The 1,951-nt window shown below is 71.4% G+C and carries 1 protein-coding gene and 1 pseudogene; one reads left to right on the forward strand and one right to left on the reverse strand.

What is annotated here, in order from left to right; all coding sequences use genetic code 11:
- The first annotated feature begins 62 nt into the window (after positions 1-62).
- Positions 63-1,418, forward strand: a complete 1,356-nt coding sequence (locus A5622_RS18280; RefSeq protein WP_066880440.1) for a TIGR01777 family oxidoreductase — start codon at positions 63-65, stop codon at positions 1,416-1,418.
- Between the two features lie 9 nt (positions 1,419-1,427).
- On the opposite strand, the pseudogene A5622_RS29775 reads toward A5622_RS18280, so the two are convergent.
- Positions 1,428-1,951: pseudogene (locus A5622_RS29775) on the reverse strand (epimerase); the annotation flags it as partial.

A 1,951-nucleotide genomic window follows, 5' to 3' on the forward strand; every position in this document is an offset into this window, starting at 1 on the left:
GCGGCTGCCCATCGTCGAACACGCCTTGCCGAACCGGTAGCGCTGTTCCTAACGTTTCACGGATGGGGCTGGACTATTCGAGCGTCGTCGACGCTTCGATCACCGACGTATTCGAGTGGCATTCCAGGCCGGGGGCGTTCGCCCGGCTCTCGCCGCCGTGGCAGCCGATGCGCCTGGTCACCGAGGCGGCCTCGCTCGCGGACGGACGCGCCACCCTGGCGCTGCCCGGCGGCCTGCGCTGGGTCGCCGTGCATCAGCCCGACGGCTACGACCCGCCGCGACGATTCGTCGACACCGTCGGCGGCGACGGTCTGGCAACCCTGCCGGCGCGAATCGCCATGCGCTGGCGTCACATTCATGAATTCGAGGACCTCGGCGGCAACCGCACCAGGGTGATCGACCGGGTCGAGACGCCGGTGCCGGGGTCGCTGCTGCGGCCCATGTTCGACTACCGGCACCGGCAGCTGGCCGACGACTTGGCCGCGCACCGGTTGGCCGCCGAGAACGGGTTGCGGCCGACGACGATCGCGATCACCGGATCGTCGGGTCTGGTGGGTTCGGCGTTGACCGCCTTCCTGCGCACCGGCGGGCATCGGGTGGTCGGGCTGGTCCGGCGTGCCGCCCGCGGCGACGACGAGCGGCAATGGAATCCCGACGATCCCGACCCGCGGCTGCTCGACGGTATCGACGTGGTGATCCATCTGGCGGGAGCCTCGATCGCCGGCCGGTTCACCGAGCAACATCGCAAAGCCATCCGGGACAGCAGGATTGAGCCGACCAGGCGGCTGGCCGAACTGCTGGGTCGCGGCGAGCCCCGGCCGGGCGCCCTGATCTCGGCGTCGGCGATCGGCTACTACGGGTACGACCGCGGCGACGAAACCCTCACCGAGGACAGCGATCGCGGCGACGGGTTTCTGGCGGATGTGGTGTCCGACTGGGAGCAGGCGACCGCGCCCGCGCAACAGGCCGGGGTGCGGGTGGTGCAGGTGCGCACCGGCATCGTGCAATCGCCCGCCGGCGGCACGCTGAAGCTGATGCGCCCGCTGTTCGGCGCCGGGCTGGGTGGCCGGCTGGGCGACGGTCGCCAATGGCTGTCCTGGATCGGCATCGACGACCTGGTGGGCGTCTATCACCGCGCGCTCTGGGACGCCACGCTGTCGGGACCGGTGAATGCCGTTGCGCCACAACCGGTCCGCAACCGCGAGTACACCGCTACGCTGGCGTCGGTGTTGCACCGGCCGGCGGTCTTGCCGGTGCCGTCGCTGGGCCCGCGGCTACTGCTGGGCGAGCAGGGCGCCCGGGAACTGGCGACCGCGAGCCAGCGGGTGGCGCCGGCCAAGCTCGCCGCCGCCGGGCACCGGTTCCGCCAGCCCGGCCTCGACGGGGCGCTGCGTCACCTGTTGGGCCGCACCGGTTGACGACGCTCGTCACGGCACCCGCCGGACGGTGAGCGGCCCGGCGGTGACATCGCGGGTGACCGCCTGGACGAACGACCGCGGATTCAATACGGGGCTGCGCGTGCCCGATTCGTTGCGGAAGCCGTCGATGACGTCGGCCAGGAGTTCGGCCGATCCCCATCGGGGGGACCAATCCAGCACCGTGCGGGCACGCCGGGTGTCGACGAGCGGCACGGAGAACATCATGTCCAGCCACCCGCGGTCGATGGGTTGCAACCTCGTTCGCCACGACACGTCAGCCAGTACGCCCAGCACCGGCGCGGGAACGTGAATGGGCCAGGCGCGCAACGCCCGTGCGAGGTCGTCGCGGCGCACCGGCGGTTCGGCGGCAACGTTGAACGGGCCCAGCGCGCACCGCTGCACCGCCCGCACACACGCGTCCGCGACGTCGTCCGCATGCACCATCGGAATAGTCAGGTTGCGGTCGAGCGGCAGCACGCGTAGCCACCGCACCCACCGTGGATCGACGTAGGCCGGCAAGATGTAGCGCCGCA

Source organism: Mycobacterium sp. 1245801.1 (assembly GCF_001673055.1).
GTDB lineage: Bacteria > Actinomycetota > Actinomycetes > Mycobacteriales > Mycobacteriaceae > Mycobacterium > Mycobacterium europaeum_A.